The following is a 17111-nucleotide window of genomic DNA, read 5'->3' as shown; positions in this document are numbered from 1 at the left end:
AAGATTTTTCAAAACTCAGATCCGTAGGAGATGATTGTATGCCTTGTCTATGCAACAACAGAAATCCTTATAATGACGATATTTGCGGTACGTTTATGATAACGGCCGGCATGTCATTAACCGTGTACGCAATTGATACTTCAGCTCCTGCCATCCCGCCATTGCCAATTAGCGGTTCTGTTAGTGTAAAAGCATCCGGTGGAGGAAACGTAGATGTGACGATTCGCAACTCAATCGGAGCTTCTATCGATACTTTTACAGTGCCGGTAGGCAGTACATTTACAAGAACTTACGGGGATATCGGGTTTGTAGCGCTACTTAACAATTCTTCTTCAGCATCAGGGGAATATGGTCTGTCCCTTCACTACTAACATTGCTAGACTCCACTTCTCTGCGTATAAAATGCGACAAAAAAACAAGCTGCCTAATGGCGGCTTGTTTTTCATGTCATCCTAAAAAAGCCACCTCATGCGAAGTTTTCAGCGATTGTGTTATAATGATCCATATCAACTTATTTGGAGGCATTTTGACATGAAAATTTACGTCATCCTCTCTTTCGACGGCGAAGAAATGGAAAATGTTTATGTAGGCACAGACGAGGAGAAAGCGCTGTCGTTCACGCCCGCTGATTTCGATAACAGCGAAGCCCTGTTTGTGGAAATTTGGGAAGACGGCGAGAAAACGGATGACTTCCGATTAGAACAATAAAAGAACCTTCTACCATAAATACATAGAAAGGCGGCACGAACATGGTACATGCATTCACCATTCAGCCCGAAACCTACACAACCTTCGAGGATGAAACCGAACAATTGGAGCAGTGTAAAGAATGGGGCTTACTTTCTGAGAAAGCGGCCAAAACGAAAACCTTTTACTACAAAAACAACGGCATGAACTTGTCTTGCGATATCGTCGGCTTGGTAGATAAAATGACCGCTGTCATTGAATTCGACAATAAGCAGCTGCACTGCATTCACCCCTCTTATCTGAAGGAGATGCAGGCGGCCAATTACAGCCAAAGACTGACGGCGGCCACGGACGAGACTACTGGAACTGACGCGGCAGAGTCTGAAACCGTAGCTCCCGCTGCTGTAGAATCCATCGCAGACGACTCCGCCCCAGCCGAGCAAGAAGCTGAACAAGCGAAAGCTCCGAAAACAAAGCAGCCGAAAGAAAAAGCAGCAAAAAAAGAAAAGGCCCCGAAGCTGGAGCTGCCTGAAGATAAAGTTAAAATGATCGCTACGGTGCAGGAATTTACGACCGTCCCTAACAATTTCTCCGATAATGATGATGAAGTTATCATTTATGAGGCTGTTTCCATCACGGAACCTGCCATGGAGATCGGCACAGCCTGGTCCAGTCACAGCAACACGCTCAAAAAGTTGGAACTCGAAGTCGGAGATACCGTCACCTTTGAGTGCAAAATCGTAGCTAAGAAGCTTAGCAAGCATCCTGTACCTTACAAAATCAACAACCCTGCCAAAATGCAAAAGGTAACGGCGGAATAAGAAGACCAAAAAAGCTTAATCCATCCGCTTTGGCAAGCTGGGATTAAGCTCTTTTAACGCTGCCGCGGCAGCAGAGGGACGTGCTTCAGATGACGTATATTCAGAATCTTAGCTTCAGCGAGAGTCCGCTTTACTTTGCGTACCGCCGTCAAACGATCGGCAACGAACAGTTTCATGGCACCTTTCATGCACATCAAGGCGTAGAAATTTTGTTTGTACACGAAGGAAAGGGTACGCTGATTGTCGATCAACAAAGCTATGAGGTTACCGCCGGCATGCTTTGTGTTTTCCAACCCTATCAGCTGCACCATATCCAAGTAAGTCCCGACACGCCTTTCATCCGCTCAATTGTACACTTCGAGCCCTATCTCTATGAATCTTATTTTGAGAGATGGCCGAAGCTGCTGACATTTTTCAAGCAAATGCACACGAGCAAGCTGCCTGCGCCATGCATCTACAATATCAGCGAGCCGGAGCCGCTGCTTTCCCTTTTTCCAAGCCTGGAAGAGAAAATACCGACATTAGCGAAGAAAGACGAGCTGGAGGAATTTTCGTTATTCCTCGTTGCTTTTTTCCGAGCTTTACGGCAAATATGGGAACGAAGCGATGTGCAGTTCGACTCCGGCCACACACGCCATAAGCATCAGGCTGAGCGTATTCTGGGCTGGCTCGAAGGGCACTACACGGAACCGCTTCGACTTGAGCACATGGCTAGCGAGCTTCACCTGTCCCCTTACCATCTCTCTCATTTGTTCAAAGAGTGTACAGGCAGCAGCATTTCCGATTATGTGACCGCACGTAGAATGCAGCAAGCTGTCATGCTGTTAACTTCAACCGAGCAGTCGATCGCACAAATCGCCGAAAACATCGGGATTACGAACAGTTCCTACTTCTGTAAAATGTTTAAAAGCCGTATGGGCAGCACGCCCCATCAATTCCGCCTGCAATGGCAGAAGCAGCGCTGATAGCCTCGGTAAGCGGCATCCTTATTTGTAGCTGCTTCCTGTCGAGATGGTGGTCGTTGCAAAATTCTCGATTGACTTCTTTTTTTCATAGAAATGGATTGCATTCGCCTGAACACCTTCACGGGTATAGAAAGCATCCTCAGGGCCGATCGGGAATTTCACCAATTGTCCAGTGCTTGCCGATTTATAAATAGCTGTAATTAATTCGAGTGTTTGTCTGCCGCTCACCCCATCGATTAAGAGAGGCGCACCTGTCTCAATGGCGGTAAGCACATTATCGATTTGGCCCGCATGGCCTTCATGCACAACGTCCGGCAGGGCATCATAGAGAGCCTGCAGCTGTGACTCCAATGCTGGGTTCGGCTCAGGGAAACCGTTCGCTTTTGAGTTCGATGCTTTCACTTTCCAAGGTGTGGAGACGCGCGCTTTAGCGCCTTGGAAAATCAACTGCTGCTCCTCTCCGTGATGAACCACAGAGGAGGTTAGTTGACCAAGCGATCCGTTAGCGTAACGCAGCATACCGATCGACAGATCTTCCACTTCGGCATTATCATGCGCAACATTGCTCATGAATGCCTGTACTTCACTCGGGCTGCCCATCATCCACAGCAGCGCATCAATATGATGCACGGCGTGGTTCAGTGTCGGGCCGCCGCCTTCTTTTTCCCATGTGCCGCGCCACCAGAGATCATAATACGAATGACCGCGCCACCAGAACGAATCGACCTGCACGTGCAAAATATTCCCCATAAGTCCGCTTTCCAGGACAGACTTCATTTTCATCATCGGCGTTTTGAAACGATTTTGAGCCACAACGGACAACAGCTTGCCTGTGCGCTGCGACACTTCATTCATCGTATCGCACTCTTCAAGCGAAGACGCCATCGGCTTTTCCACCATGACATGTGTGTTAGCCTCCATAAATTCGACAGCCAATGAAGCATGGGTATACGGTGGTGTACAAATGGAAACGAGGTCAATTTCCCCCGTGAGCAGTTCTTTATAATCCTTGACAGCCTTGGCATTCAGCCCATGTTGGTCAATTCGTTCCTGCGCCTTGTCCACGTAGATATCACTAATCGCCACAATTTGGCAGCGCTCCGGAAATTTCAAATAGGCTTCGATATGTGCGTTCGATATGGCCCCTGCACCAATAATAGCTACTTTGAGCATGCTTATTTCCTCCTTCAGCTTATTGGTTCAAGCTTACCAATATTCTCCTTCGAAATGTGCACACATCTTGTGCAAAAATACGACTATTTTGCGGTTGAATAACAGTCAACAGCCTTCTGATTTAATACAAATGGAAAAACTACCGTTATTCTACGCAACCCAGTGGTGTGGAAGGTAATAACAGTGGAAGCTCCAGCTAAATCGTCGATGATTGCCCGAAAACTGATACACTCGTGAAATTAGCGGCAGAATTTCCAGTTATTAGGTTTTGTTCGCATGAAATAACTGGAGTAATCGGCACTAATAACTAACCACAAGCAAATCAAAAAAAGGCCGCCTTGTAGGCGACCTTTCATGACTATTCCCATTCAATGCTTCAGCTTTCTTCTAGCTTCCAATTCCTTTTTCAGTGCATGCTCAACCGATTCAGCGAGTAGATCAAATTTCTCTGCAACCGAATAACCGAGCACCACTCCGCAGTGCGAACACTTCTGCAATTGTAGATCAGTCATTTTGAAACAATGTCTACACTTGATCACAGTAAGCCGAACCTCCTATCGTGAACCATCGTCTCTATTCAACATCGGAAGCGCAGCGGAATCCAATATTTCCTGTGGAGCTATCCGGTGTGTTCTTGCTTCTCGCAGCTACCCGATACCGGTTGCAATACGATTTGTGGCACAAATAGGAGCCTCCACGCATCACACGGGCTTGACCGGACGGAGGTCCTGCAGGATTCACTCGTTTGGCTTTCACATGATAGTCCGGGCTGAACCAGTCCGAACACCACTCCCAAACGTTGCCCGAAACATTATACAATCCGTAGCCATTAGGCTCGAATGCTCGTACCGGCGCGGTACCTGCATAGCCGTCGCTAGCGTTATTCTTAATTGGGAATTTCCCCTGCCAAATGTTGCATCTATGCTGGCCGCCCGGCTTCAGTTCATCCCCCCAGGGGTAGCGCTTTTGCACCAAACCGCCTCTTGCGGCATACTCCCATTCGGCCTCTGTAGGAAGGCGTTTGCCCGACCATTTGCAATAAGCTAGCGCATCTTGGTAGGACACGTGGATGACCGGATGATCCCATCGATCTTCCACATTGGAGTCCGGTCCTTCCGGATGCTGCCAGTCGGCTCCCTCGACAACCCACCACCATGGTGTTTGCTGCACGGCGGATTTCACCTTTTGAGCTGTGGCTTCAGATACAAACAGATGAAAAACAAACGACCATCCGAACGATTCCGCTTCGGTGCGATACCCCGTTTGATCAATAAATTGTTTGAATTCCGCATTGGTTACCGTACATGGATCTATGTAAAAAGGCTTGATGGTCACCTCTCGTACCGGTCCTTCACCATCGGCTGGGAAACCCTCTTGGTCGTCCGTCCCCATCAGGAACGTGCCCCCCTCCAAATAGATCATGCCCGACTTGTCCGAAACTTGACGATCGTTAGATTCAACCGCCTGAGCTTGAGCCTGAGACTGAGACTGAACAGGTGTCGGAGCGTCGGAGTGAACTTGTGTAGCTGAATCTCGACTTGCTGAACAACAGGACTTATTAGCTTCCAAAAAAATCTCCCCCCCATTTTATAATGAATGCCAAAACAACGTTATAAGACAAGAATATCACCTTCCAAGTAAACAAGAAAGGACCATTCGACAATCGTCGACTGGTCCCTGCTTGTTTACTCGCTTACCGCTCCGGTAGACTTGCGTACAACGAGCTCCGGTTTAAGCACTTGCTCTGGCTTGGCGTCCCCCTTGTTCGCGAGCTGCGCGATCACAAGATCAACAGCCAGCTTCCCCATCGCCTCTATCGGCTGGGCGATCGTGGTCAAAGGCGGGTCTGTGACCGAGGCCAAAATCGTATCGTCGAAGCCGACGATCGACACGTCCTCCGGTACGCGCAAACCCAAAGCCTTGGCCGCTTGCAGCGCGCCAATGGCGAGCAGATCGTTACAGCAAAAGAGCGCCGAAGGACGCCCCTCCTGCTGCAGCAGCTCCATCGTTTGGCGCTTGCCGTCGCGAAGCAGATCGTAGCCGCCGGACTTCACCGAAGCATCCGGCAGTTCGAGCCCCGCGCCCGCCAGCGCTTCACGGAACCCGCGAATGCGCTCCCGGGAGGAACTGACCTTCAGATGCTCGGCCAACACAGCAATCCGGGTATGCCCGAGCTCAAGCAAATGCTGCGCTGCTAATTTGCCTCCTTCGAAGTCGCCTACATGTACGGTTTGTACATAGGGACTTGCCATCTCCCTGGCTATGGAAACAATGGGAATCGACTTATCGACCAAGGGCGATAAAAGTTCCAAATTGTCCATTCCGGTACCGATGATCATGCCGTCCACGCTTTTTTGCTGCAACAGCGTTAAATACCGTTCAATTCGCTCGTCTTCGTTATGCGTTGAGCAAATGACAATGCTATAGCCAATCTTATGTCCTTGATCTTCAACCGCATGCGCGATTTCAGCAAAAAAAGGATTTGAAATATCGGGGACCAGCAGCCCGAGGGTGAATGTCTTTTTGCCTGTCAAAGCTGCGGCAATAACGCTTGGACGATAATTTAACCGTTCCATAACGAGAAAAATTTCGTTGCGGCGCTCCTCGCTGATTTTACCTTTTCCGTTGATAACCTGCGAAACGGCCGCTATCGATACTCCGGCTTCACGGGCTACATCATATATGGTTGCCTTCATTTGCTTCTCCCATCGTTGTTTCTTCCACATTAGTCTCTATTATGCTCAGAAGGCATCCAAGTTGCAACCCGCTCGTACAGCCGCTATTCGCGAGGTTTGGTCATGAGCCAAGCATGATCGGGATCATTATGGAACTTCCACGTCCGCGTTGGCCCCGCCATTACGTTCAAGTAATACACTTCGTACCCAGGCGGCGCACACACGGGATGATATCCTTTCGGCACCAACACCGTTTGACCGTCACGAACAACAAGCGTCTCATCCAAGGAGCGGTCATCCGTATAGACGCGTTGAATGGCGAAACCCTGCTCAGGCTGAACATGGAAGTAATAAGTCTCCTCCAGCAAGGACTCATCGGGCAGCGAATCCCGGTCATGTTTATGAGGCGGGTAGCTGGACCAATGTCCATCCGGGGTAAAAACCTCCACCACGAGTAGGCTGTCTGCCGACTCTTGTTCAGGGAGGATATTATGAATCCGACGCTCGATATTGCCATATCCGCGAGCCTCGATGCCAACCTGCGCCGGTTCAATCAATCGGGCCGGGTAACGGCCAAAGCCGGGAGCGGCGCATACCGCCAACTCCACGTCCGTAAGGGCCTTAACTTCGTAAACATCTTCATTCGGCACATACACCGAATAAGGAGCGATTTTCTCAAAGACGCTCATCCGCTCCCCAATTCCTTGCCACGATTGGAGCTTGGTGGAAACGTCCGCTTTCCCGCTTAAAAGGACCAGACAGATTTCATTGCTGCCTGTTTCACGACGCAGAACCTGGCCTTCCGCTAGCTTGACGACTTGGAACCCTACATACTCCCACCCTGCAGACTCGGGAGTGACGGTAAGGACGACACCCTCTTTATCTGCCTCATAGGCTTTAACGATCAGATTGGAATCCGACATGTGATCCTGCCTCCCTACTGCATTATTGAGCTACTGACTGCTGCGACAACAGCTCGCTGATTTCACTGATTTTAACCGGACGCTGCAGCTCTCGAGAGAACTTCGCAGCCAAGGCGATACGTTCTGCTTGAAGCCCGTCAAAGCCTTCAACCGGGAGGGGATGACCGTTCACTAAGCTATCAATAAACATTTGTGTCTCAAGGATATATGCTTCATTGTAGCGTTCCAAGAAGAAATGCAGCGGTTTATCCCGCATAATGCCTTCGGCTGTGGAAATTTCCGCCGTATTCGGATGGTCATTTGTCACAGCGACACTGCCTTTGGAGCCGAAAACCTCTACTCGCTGATCGTAACCGTAGACAGCCTGGCGGCTGTTATCGATGACGCCCAGCGCACCGTTTGCGAAGCGAAGCGTCACAATAGCCGTATCCACATCGCCATGTTCAGCGAAAACCGGATTGATCAGCACATTCCCCTGTGCATACACTTCTTCCACTTCGCTGCCGGTTACGAATCGAGCCATATCGAAGTCGTGGATCATCATATCCATGAAAATGCCGCCAGAAACTTTGATGTAATCTGGATGCGGAGGATTCGGGTCGCGTGACGTAATTTTCACGATGTGAGGATCTCCAATTGTCCCATTTTGTACATGGTCACGCACACGTTTAAAGTTATGATCAAACCGGCGGTTGAATCCGATTTGCAGCTGGACGCCGGATTGACGCACCACTTCCAGCGCTTCTTCGGTTTGCGTAATGTCCATGGAAACCGGCTTCTCGCAGAAAATGTGTTTGCCGGCTTTCGCCGCCTGCTTAATCAAAGGTACGTGCGTATCCGTCGACGAGCAAATAAACACAGCGTCAATGTCGGGATTGGCAATTAGCACCTGGCTGTCCTGTACGACTTGATCGATGCCTCTTTCCGCAGCCCAAGCTGTAAGTTCCTCTCCGGCAAATAAATCACTCACCGCAACAACTTCTACCTGCGGCAATTTCAACAGATTATCGGTATGAATTTTTCCGATTCTTCCCGCTCCAATTATGCCAACTCTGATCTTCTTCATTGTGCATGTCCTCCCGCTTTTCCATCGCTGCCAAACAAGCGAATTTTCGCCTTAACCGAAGCCTTGATCGCTTCCCGCGCAGGGATCAAATAATTGCGCGGATCGTATGCTTCGGGATGCTCTTGTAAATAGCTGCGAATCGCTGCTGTACAGGCCGATTGGTTATCTGTATTGACATTAATTTTACAAGTCCCCAAAGCAATCGCTTGCCGAATTTCGCTCTCCGGCAGGCCGCTGCCGCCGTGCAGAACAAGCGGCAGACCCGTCAATCGCTGAATTTCGCCCATGCGGTCGAAGCCCAATTTCGGCTGGCCCCGGTAGGGTCCATGTACGGAACCTAGCGCAGGCGCCAGGCAGTCGATCCCGGTCTCATACACCAGCTTGACGCAATCCTCCGGCACGGCATACATCCCCTCGGCTTCGTCCACCACCAAGTCGTCCTCGCGTCCCGTGATTCTTCCAAGCTCTGCCTCAACGGTAGCCCCAAGAACATGAGCCATTTGAGTGACCCGCTGCGTTACCTCAATGTTCGCCTCCAATGTGTGGTGCGAGGCATCGATCATCACAGAGGTAAAGCCGGCATGAATGGCCCGTACACACACCTCATACGTTGTGCCGTGATCCAAGTGGAGGGCAACAGGTACCGTAATTCCGTAATGCTCCATGAGCGCATTGACCATTCCTACAATGCATGGAAGCCCGCCCATATAAGGAATATAAGGCTCGCTGACACCGAGAATGACTGGTGCCTTCTCTTCCTGGGCTGCTTGCAGAATTGCCTGAGTAAATTCCAAGTTGTTCAAATTAAACTGTCCAACGGCATACTGCTCTTCAAGCGCCTTATGCAGCATGTCTTTCATCGAAACCAGCGCCATACCTTCCACTCCTTCTCTCTCTCCATCACGTTTTTTACTTACATTACCAGCGAGCGGTCACCATTTTCTTCCGAGTATAAAATTCAACACCATCCGTGCCGTTCGCATGCAGATCCCCGTAGAAAGATTTCTTCCATCCAGAGAAAGGGAAGAACGCCATTGGTGCGGGTACGCCAAGGTTGACACCGAGCATGCCGGCATCAATCGTATCCCGGAATTGTCTTACAGCGCTTCCGCTATCCGTGAAGATACAAGCGCCATTCGCAAAATCCGAACGATTTGCCAAATCGATAGCTTCTTCTAGGGAATCTACCCGCACAATAGAAAGAACAGGGGCAAAAATTTCGTCTTTCCAAATTTTCATATCACACTGCACGTTGTCAAAAATCGTTGGCCCAACGAAATAGCCTTCACCGCCCGCTGCCGCATCTTTACGTCCATCGCGCAGGAGTAAAGCTCCCTCTTGCTCTCCAGTCTGAATATATTGCAGCGTACGATCCTTATGCGGTCCACGAATGACAGGACCAAGGAAGATGCCTTCTTCGTTGCCGTTGCCGATCGTAATTTTATCCGCAGCTTCCACAAGCTTCTCTACGAGCTTATCGCCTACATCTCCCACAGCGACTACCACTGAGCATGCCATACAACGCTCGCCTGCAGAACCAAAGGAAGCATTGATAATTTCTTTAACCGTTAGGTCCAGGTTCGCATCCGGCAGAACGATGGAATGGTTTTTGGCACCAGCCAGCGCCTGTACCCGTTTCCCGTGTGCGGAAGCTGTTTTATACACATATTCTGCAACAGGCTGTGACCCTACAAAAGAAACCGCCTTAATGTCCTTATGCTCCAAAATGCCGTTCACCACGTCATGCGCACCATGAACGATGTTCAGTACACCTTCCGGCAAGCCGGCTTCCATAAATAGCTCCGCCAAACGATTAGCCAGCAGAGGCGTCCGCTCGGACGGCTTCAAAACAAACGTATTGCCGCAAGCAATCGCCAGCGGGAACATCCAGCACGGCACCATCATCGGGAAGTTGAAAGGCGTGATACCGCCAACAACGCCAACCGGATAGCGATACATACCGGACTCCAGCCCCGTTGCGATATCCGGAAGCTGTTTACCCATCATTAGATTCGGTGCTCCTGCAGCGAACTCGACGCACTCGATCCCGCGCAGCACTTCACCGTAAGCTTCCGTGTAGCTTTTGCCGTTTTCTTTGGTTACGAGGCGCGCCAGTTCTTCCCAATGATCGACTAGGAGCTGCTGGTACTTGAACAGCACGCGAGCTCTGCGCGGAACTGGTGTCGCGCTCCAGGTTTTAAAAGCAGCGTTTGCCGCTTGAACCGCTTGATCCACATCCTCTTTTGTTGAAAACGGCACATAAGCGATGATTTCTTCGGTTGCCGGATTCATCACGGCTTCGTTCTGTGTGGCAGTTGATGCTACCCATGCTCCGCCAATCAAGTTTTTCAATACTTGTGTCATTGTGGTTTCCCCTTTCAAAGTTGCCTGGTTTCTAAATCTCGCCTATGAGGCAGTAATTTCATTGCGATTGCAGCGCTCAATATAATCTTCTACTTGGTTAACGGTCGGCATGGCATCCGAGCAGCTATGGCTGGAAATAACGATACATGCGGCAGCGCTTCCGAATTCCATGCTCTTCTCAAGCGTCCAGCCTTGCATAACGCCATACAGGAATCCAGCAGCATAGGAATCTCCCGCTCCGAAGGTTTTGACGACTTTGGCTGGGAAGCTCTTCGCCCGGTGCCCCTCGTCATCCTGTGTATAAGCGATAGAGCCTTCTTTCCCATGCTTGATGATGACGATTTTCGCTGAATGGTTAAACCACTTGGAAGCCGTAACTTTATCGTCGGAGGACTCATTGCTTTCGAAACATTCCATCATATCGAACTCTTCACGCGTTCCGAGGATGATGTCGCATTTTTCAGCGGCAAGATTGTAATAAACCGCTGTTTCTTCCGGTGATGTCCATGTATAAGGGCGATAATCCAAATCGAAGACGATAACTGCGCCGTGCTTTTTGGCATAATTCAAAGCTTGGACTACAGCTTCCCGCGATGGGCTTTTGGCAAGCGCCGTCCCGGAAATAAGCAGCACCTTAGCCTGGGCGATCAGCTCCTCTTGCACCTCGTTAGGCGTCAATTTCAGGTCGGCTGCGTTGTCTCGGTACATCAGAATGCTGCAATCGGTAGGACTTTTAATTTCCGTAAAAGCAAGCCCCGTCACGGCTCCGGTTGTATCCGTTACAACACCGGCGGTGTCAATCTTGTTGCGCTGCAGATAGTCGGTAATAAAACGGCCCATTTGATCGTTAGCCACTTTCCCGATGAAAGCTGTATTCAGACCTAAACGCGACATTCCAATCGTGATATTCGCAGGCGATCCGCCGACATATTTCGTAAACGTCATCGTTTCTTCCATGGGGCGATGAATTTCATTCGCATTCAAATCGATGCACAAGCGTCCAATAGCTACAAAATCAAGCGGCTTATTCGTTGGAAAAGATACATAGGTCATGGCTTCTCTACCTGCTTTCTTGGGATATGAGCGTTTGGATAAAATCAAGCGATTTCTTCGCGTATTCGTATGCTGGATGTTCAGCGGGATCTTGCTCGCCTTCCAGCATTGCCCAACCGCTGTAGTTACGCTCTAGCAGCTCCCGGAAAATTGGAGCAAAATCCAGGCATCCATCACCCGGTACCGTGAACACGCCTTGGCGAATGCAAGTCACGAAATCCGCGTTTGCTGCGCGTGCTTGGTCGAGTATTTCTTGCCGAATGTCCTTTAAATGAATATATGCGATACGATCGTAATGCTTACGCAAAACCGCAAGCGGGTCTGCGCCGCCATAATAGGCGTGGCCTGTATCAAACAATAGATACACAAGATTAGGATCGGTTAATTCCATTAGGCGATCGATTTCTTCCGGCTGTTCTACAGCCGTTCCGCCGTGATGATGATACGTTAGTTTGAGGCCATACTCCTGAGCGATGGCTCCGGCTGCATTCAGACCTTCTGCCAGCGATCGCCAGGCTGCTTCATCGAAACGCAGCACTTCCTTCTCGTTAGGCGTACGCCGCGGATCAAAGTGCAGGGAACCTCCCACTTCGCACGTGGAGATGACGGTGCTTCCCATCTCATGAAGAAACTCTACATGTTTGCGGTACGCTTCAAGTTCCGCTTCGCGGTATGCCGGGTCGGAAAAAAGCACCGATTTCCACTGAGATGTTAGCTCAATACCGCGCTTCGCAAGCTCAGCCTTTAGAACGGTAGGATCTGTCGGATATTTCCGTCCCATCTCGGTTCCCGTCAACCCTAAAGCCTGAATATCGTCAACAATTTGCTCAAATGTGGTGTCAGCGCCGTGTTCCCTTACATCCTCGCCAACCCAATTAATTGGATGTATGCCAAGTTTAAAAGGCAGTTTACCCATGCAGCGTATCCCCTCTCGTTAAATGATCGTGACCGCCTGAATGCGGGCTTTCATGTTTTCGTGCGCTTCAACAACCTTGCTTGAGACGGAGACCTCGGGTACGCCTACATTCCACCAGGACTCATAACCATCGGTATTCGTGCCTGGAACGACAGAGATTTCAATGAGTGTAGTTACACTCTCCTGTTTGGCCATCTGCAGCGCAATCTGAAGCTCCTCAGCCGTATTTGCCTTATAAGCCTTAGCCCCCAAACTGCGAGCATGCGCGGCAAAATCAATAGGCATATAGGCACCCGTCAAACCGCCTGTCGCTTCCGTGCGGTAGCGGAATTCATTACCGAAACCATCACTGCCTTGGCTTCTTTGGAGGTTATGAATGCATTGGAAGCCATGGTTATCAAATAGCAGCACCGTTATTTTGCGGCCTTCTTGCAGACTGGTGACCATCTCGGAATGCATCATCAGGTAACTGCCGTCGCCTACCATGGCGTATACGTCGCGTTCAGGTTCTGCCAGGGCAGCCCCGAAGGCTCCGGCAATTTCGTACCCCATACAGGAGAAGCCATACTCCATATGATAGGTTTTGGGCTCGACCGGCCGCCATAATCGATGCAGATCACCCGGCAGGCTGCCGGCCGCACACACGATCACCGAGGAAGGGTCAATCGCGGCGTTAATGACACCCAATGCACGAGTTTGTGCTAGTCCAGCCTCATGCTCGGCCGCGTACAAGCGGTCCACTTCAGCGGTCCATTGCTGTCTAAGGCCGTCAATTTCCCCGCTTTCGTATGCAGTTCTATAGGCGGTCTGTGTAAGCGCTTCCTGCAAGGCAATAAGACCTTCTCGCGCATCGGCGGTAATCCCCACGCCATTTAACTTCGCCGCATCAAATCCGCTGACATTAATGTTGACGAACTGCACGTCAGGATGGGTAAAAGCCGACTTCGACGATGTTGTAAAGTCAGAATATCTCGTTCCGACGCCGATAATGACGTCCGCCTCTTGCGCAAGCCGGTTGGCTGCCAGCGACCCTGTGACGCCGATTGCGCCGACCTGCAGCGGGTGGTTCCAAGGCAGGGCGCTTTTGCCGGCTTGCGTTTCGGCCACGGGGATGCCGAAAGCTTCGGCGAAAGCAGCAAGCTCCTGCGAAGCGGAAGCGTACAACACGCCGCCGCCGGCGATGATGAGCGGCTTGCGCTTGCCTTTCAGCAGCTCCGCTGCACGTTTGACCGCGCCCTCGGCGGCTGGCCGACGATCGATATAATGGACTTTCTTATCAAAGAAAGCTAAAGGATAATCATACGCCTCCGCCTGTACATCCTGTGGCAGAGCCAAAGTTACTGCTCCTGTCTCGGCCGGATCCGTCAATACACGGATAGCCTGAACGGCAGCTGTCATCAGTTGTTCCGGTCTGACGATCCGGTCCCAATATTTGCTTACCGTTTTAAAAGCATCCGTAGCCGATATTGTGTAATCCTGAATAGATTCCAATTGCTGCAGCACGGGGTCCGGCTGTCTGGAGGCAAAATTGTCTCCCGGCAGCAGCAGTACCGGAATGCGGTTAACCGTCGCTGTTGCTGCGGCTGTGACCATATTTAATGCACCCGGGCCAATCGAGCTGGTGCAGGCATAGATTTGCTGCCGATTCCGCTGTTTGGCGAAAGCGATTGCAGAATGCACCATGCCTTGTTCATTTTTACCTTGCCGATAAGTAAGACTGCCCACGCTTCGTTCCAACGCTTCACCGATGCCCGTCACGTTGCCATGTCCAAATATACCGAAAACACCTTCAACAAACTTCTGCTCTCTACCATCAACCGATATGTACTGACTGTCCAAGAATCGAAGCAAAGCCTGTGCCATCGTTAAACGGATTGTGCTCATGGGTATCTCGATCTCCTTTGCTATCCCGAGGGATTAAGCGCTTAATCTCTCCTGTTTTAAGCACTTAATCTCCATCGAGGTTAAGCGCTTAATTTGATATTACTACAGGATTTCAAATGCTTCAACATTTATTTTCCAGCATCGGGTGAAATCAATGCGTAGCTGACGAACGCCAGCCTGCTGCTATCTGGAGACCATGAGTTGACATTAATTGTGCCTTGGCCGCCAAATAGTTGAACCAGTGTTCTAGCTTCGCCGCCACCGCTTGGCATCAAGCGTATTTCCACCTGCTTGTTCGGGGGATGGTCCCCGGGTTCAACATCGCCTTTTTTATACGCGATATACGCAACAAGCTCACCGTCAGGAGACACATGCGGGAACCAGTTGTTACTTTCATCAAACGTCATCTGCGTCTGCTCGCTGCCATCTACGTTCATGCGCCATACTTGCATCAGACCCGATCGAACGGAATTAAACCAGATATGCTTGCCGTCGGGTGAATATTCAGGGCCGTCATTCAGACCAGGACTATCCGTTAGCTGTCTCTCCACACCTCCGGCAGCAGGGATTGTATAAATGTCATATTGTCCGTTTCGTTCTGCACAGTAAGCTAGTTCACTGCCGTCTGGTGACCACCCGTGCAAATAACTCGGCGCCATGGGGGTAACGAGAACCGGATGCCCTTCCTCCAGTGGTACGATGTAAATGCGAGACTGGCCGTCTTCCTGTGTATGATGACTTACGGCAATTTGCGTTTGGTCGGGCGATAGCACGTGATCGTTATTACAATGATCAATGTATCCCGAATCAATTAGTGTGCTTTCACTCTCTAAGATATCAAAAGAATAGAGACGGCCCAGACTATTATAAATGAGCCGGTTACCGTCACTCGTCCAATTCGGAGCTTCGATCAGGTAATCATAATAAGCCAGCTGAGTTCGCTCACCCGTATGAATATCGACGACTTCAAGGATGCTTCTCACGTTGCGGCCTTTATTCGTCAGCGGTTCTTTTAATGTATTCATTTGCTTACCTCCGTAGTCTATAGGATGCAATTTCATCTGTTAAATACTTCGATGTTGGCATGTTTAAACCTGCCTGCCTTTCCGAAGCACAAAAAGACACCCCCAGTCCAACGACTGAGGATGTCATCAACAAAACCTTCTATCTCACAAGCCCATGCGGATCGATCACGAATTTTCGAGAGACACCGCGATCAAATTCCTGGTAAGCGTTAGGCGCTTCCTCTAAGGAGATTTTCGTCGCGTTCACCGCTTTCGCGATTTGCGCTCTGCCGCTAAGAATTGCCATCATCAAGTCACGATGGTATTTCATGACCGGCGTTTGGCCCGTGACAAACGTATGGGATTTGGCCCAGCCGAGCCCGAACCGGATTTTCAGTGTGCCGATTTTGGAGTCCTCATCCACAGCGCCAGGATCGCCTGTCACGTACAACCCCGGAATACCCAGACTGCCGCCCGCACGCGTAACCTCCATGATGGAATTAAGCACAGTCGCCGGCGCCTCGCCATGCCCCTTGCCATGTCCATGAGCTTCGAAGCCGACGCAGTCAATCGCGCAATCCACTTCCGGCGTGCCCAAGATTTGCTCGATCTGCTCGGCCAAATTGGCATGCTCACGCAAATTGACAGTCTCGCAGCCGAAGCTTTTCGCTTGAGCCAGCCGCTCTGCGTTCAAATCGCCGACGATAACGACCGCTGCGCCCAGCAGTTGTGCGGAATGTGCTGCCGCCAAACCGACTGGCCCCGCACCGGCAACGTATACGGTCGAGCCAGAACGAACACCGGCGCTAACTGCACCATGGTAGCCAGTTGGGAAAATATCGGATAACATCGTTAGATCAAGAATTTTTTCCATCGCTTGCGCTTTGTCAGGAAATTTCAGCAATTGAAAATCAGCGTAGGGTACCATGACGTATTCGGACTGTCCGCCTACCCAACCGCCCATATCCACATAGCCATAAGCAGAGCCTGGACGATCCGGATTCACATTCAGACATACATTCGTATGGCGCTCTTTGCAATTACGGCAGCGTCCGCAGGCGATATTGAACGGAACGGAGACCAGATCCCCTTTTTGGATAAACTCCACATCCCGACCAACCTCAATGACTTCGCCTGTGATTTCATGTCCCAAAATAAGCCCCGACGGCGCCGTCGTTCTGCCCCTGACCATGTGCTGGTCGCTGCCGCAAATGTTCGTCGTGACAACTTTCAGAATGACGCCATGTTCACATTTACGTCCCACATTTAGCGGATTCACGCCTGGACCATCACGTAAAATAAGATCCGGATAAGCTGTATCCCGGATTTCTACACTGCCTGGTTTGTTATAAACGACTGCTCTGTTTCCTGTCATCTTCGTATTCCTCCCAAAATTGAAATGTCACTTTCGTCGTTCGAACATCCGTGGAACATTCATCATTTTTTGCATAGGGGAAACGCTTTCACAAACTTATAAATAGGCAGACCAAATAACCATTCCATCTATTTCCATTATATGAGACAAGCCCAGTGAAGTATACAGCTTCGCGTAACAAAGTTGTATCCACACTCACGCCTAC

17 protein-coding genes are annotated in these 17111 nt (G+C 50.3%); 4 read left to right on the top strand and 13 right to left on the bottom strand.

Features of this window, described 5'->3' with window-relative positions; translation table 11 throughout:
- Positions 1–38 precede the first annotated feature (38 nt).
- The 4 genes from ACUN27_RS12290 to ACUN27_RS12275 all read left to right on the top strand — a co-directional run bounded on the left by ACUN27_RS12290 (position 39) and on the right by ACUN27_RS12275 (position 2473).
- Entirely contained in the window at positions 39–371 is a 333-nt protein-coding gene (locus ACUN27_RS12290; RefSeq protein ID WP_326060891.1) for an S-Ena type endospore appendage, read from the top strand.
- Between the two features lie 160 nt (positions 372–531).
- On the top strand, positions 532–708 hold the full coding sequence (locus ACUN27_RS12285) for a hypothetical protein (RefSeq protein ID WP_164819425.1): 177 nt from the start codon (positions 532–534) through the stop codon (positions 706–708).
- Between the two features lie 41 nt (positions 709–749).
- Positions 750–1508, top strand: coding sequence for a hypothetical protein (locus ACUN27_RS12280; RefSeq protein ID WP_315952531.1), 759 nt, complete (start codon positions 750–752; stop codon positions 1506–1508).
- A gap of 89 nt (positions 1509–1597) precedes the next feature.
- Complete coding sequence (locus ACUN27_RS12275; RefSeq protein WP_315952532.1) at positions 1598–2473, top strand: AraC family transcriptional regulator; 876 nt, start codon at positions 1598–1600, stop codon at positions 2471–2473.
- A gap of 21 nt (positions 2474–2494) precedes the next feature.
- Here the strand turns inward: ACUN27_RS12275 and ACUN27_RS12270 are convergent, their stop codons facing one another.
- From ACUN27_RS12270 to fdhA, 13 genes are all read right to left on the bottom strand, one after another.
- Entirely contained in the window at positions 2495–3646 is a 1152-nt protein-coding gene (locus tag ACUN27_RS12270; protein WP_315952533.1) for a Gfo/Idh/MocA family protein, read from the bottom strand.
- A 368-nt stretch (positions 3647–4014) separates the two neighbouring features.
- Positions 4015–4185 carry a hypothetical protein gene (locus tag ACUN27_RS12265; RefSeq protein ID WP_326060894.1) on the bottom strand — a complete coding sequence of 57 codons (171 nt, stop codon included), beginning with the start codon at positions 4183–4185 and terminating at the stop codon, positions 4015–4017.
- A 34-nt stretch (positions 4186–4219) separates the two neighbouring features.
- Positions 4220–5215: a formylglycine-generating enzyme family protein gene (locus tag ACUN27_RS12260; RefSeq protein ID WP_315952538.1), complete on the bottom strand. Its 996-nt coding sequence runs from the start codon at positions 5213–5215 to the stop codon at positions 4220–4222.
- A gap of 116 nt (positions 5216–5331) precedes the next feature.
- A complete protein-coding gene (locus tag ACUN27_RS12255) occupies positions 5332–6342 on the bottom strand; it encodes a LacI family DNA-binding transcriptional regulator (protein ID WP_445558983.1) in 1011 nt (336 codons plus the stop codon).
- Between the two features lie 83 nt (positions 6343–6425).
- Positions 6426–7244 carry a 5-deoxy-glucuronate isomerase gene (iolB, locus tag ACUN27_RS12250; RefSeq protein ID WP_315952540.1) on the bottom strand — a complete coding sequence of 273 codons (819 nt, stop codon included), beginning with the start codon at positions 7242–7244 and terminating at the stop codon, positions 6426–6428.
- Between the two features lie 22 nt (positions 7245–7266).
- A complete protein-coding gene (iolG, locus tag ACUN27_RS12245; protein ID WP_315952541.1) occupies positions 7267–8310 on the bottom strand; it encodes an inositol 2-dehydrogenase in 1044 nt (347 codons plus the stop codon).
- On the bottom strand, positions 8307–9185 hold the full coding sequence (gene fba / locus ACUN27_RS12240; RefSeq protein ID WP_315952542.1) for a class II fructose-1,6-bisphosphate aldolase: 879 nt from the start codon (positions 9183–9185) through the stop codon (positions 8307–8309). Before fba ends, iolG begins: the two co-directional genes overlap by 4 nt.
- Positions 9186–9228: 43 nt before the next feature.
- Positions 9229–10674 carry a CoA-acylating methylmalonate-semialdehyde dehydrogenase gene (locus tag ACUN27_RS12235; protein WP_315952544.1) on the bottom strand — a complete coding sequence of 482 codons (1446 nt, stop codon included), beginning with the start codon at positions 10672–10674 and terminating at the stop codon, positions 9229–9231.
- A gap of 42 nt (positions 10675–10716) precedes the next feature.
- Complete coding sequence (gene iolC, locus ACUN27_RS12230; protein ID WP_445558982.1) at positions 10717–11727, bottom strand: 5-dehydro-2-deoxygluconokinase; 1011 nt, start codon at positions 11725–11727, stop codon at positions 10717–10719.
- A gap of 7 nt (positions 11728–11734) precedes the next feature.
- Entirely contained in the window at positions 11735–12643 is a 909-nt protein-coding gene (iolE, locus tag ACUN27_RS12225) for a myo-inosose-2 dehydratase (protein WP_326060897.1), read from the bottom strand.
- Between the two features lie 18 nt (positions 12644–12661).
- Positions 12662–14527: a 3D-(3,5/4)-trihydroxycyclohexane-1,2-dione acylhydrolase (decyclizing) gene (gene iolD / locus ACUN27_RS12220; RefSeq protein ID WP_445558981.1), complete on the bottom strand. Its 1866-nt coding sequence runs from the start codon at positions 14525–14527 to the stop codon at positions 12662–12664.
- Between the two features lie 128 nt (positions 14528–14655).
- A complete protein-coding gene (locus tag ACUN27_RS12215) occupies positions 14656–15552 on the bottom strand; it encodes a TolB family protein (RefSeq protein WP_326060899.1) in 897 nt (298 codons plus the stop codon).
- A gap of 139 nt (positions 15553–15691) precedes the next feature.
- Positions 15692–16906 (bottom strand): formaldehyde dehydrogenase, glutathione-independent, encoded by a 1215-nt coding sequence (gene fdhA, locus ACUN27_RS12210; protein WP_445558980.1) that lies wholly within the window; start codon positions 16904–16906, stop codon positions 15692–15694.
- Positions 16907–17111: the final 205 nt, after the last annotated feature.

The organism is Paenibacillus sp. WC2504 (genome assembly GCF_052682475.1).
The sequence above is the reverse complement of the archived record's forward strand: the minus strand, read 5'-3'. Positions and strand labels throughout refer to the sequence as shown.